The organism is Acinetobacter sp. CIP 102129, assembly GCF_000368305.1.
GTDB classification, from domain to species: Bacteria; Pseudomonadota; Gammaproteobacteria; order Pseudomonadales; family Moraxellaceae; genus Acinetobacter; species Acinetobacter parvus.
The window spans coordinates 336,225-336,792 of sequence record NZ_KB849341.1 but is presented as its reverse complement, the minus strand read 5'-3'; the positions used below and the strand labels follow the sequence as shown (position 1 = coordinate 336,792).

1 protein-coding gene is annotated in these 568 nt (G+C 42.1%); it reads left to right on the top strand.

What is annotated here, in order from left to right; translation table 11 throughout:
- Window positions 1–568: GLUG motif-containing protein (locus tag F973_RS09690; protein ID WP_004761506.1), on the top strand; the 568-nt coding region annotated here is incomplete at both ends.

Sequence of the window (568 nt, the reverse complement as noted above, 5' to 3'; positions counted from 1 at the left end):
AAAGGCTTTTGGAGAGTTGGTGCACTTATAGGCGAGGCAAATTCTACAAACACGAGTAATGCGTTTAGTACAGGTCAAGTGAATGGTTATCATGCCGTTGGTGGTTTAGTTGGACGTAATTTGAATCAGTCAAGTATTCTATCGAGCTATTCCAATGCCCAAGTTACAGCGACAAACAGTTTTGCAGGTGGACTGTCAGGAACCAATGAAAACAGCTCTCGGATTGAAAACAGCTATGCAACTGGGGCAGTCCAAACACAAGCACAAGGTTATAATAGTAATGCAGGTGGTTTATCGGGAATTAATAATAGTAACTCGGTAATTAAAAACAGCTATGCCACAGGAGCAGTGTCAGGTATAAATGTTGTGGGTGGGCTGCTAGGTCAAAATTATTCAAGCACTGTAGAAAACAGTTATGCTACGGGTCAGGTTACCAGAACATCAGGAAGTGCAATAACATTTGGTGGGTTAGTCGGTTGGTACGGTGGAACAATCAAAAATAGTTATTGGAACAGCGCGACAACAGGACAAACACAAGCCGTTGGTGATAATTCAGGCAATCTAACAA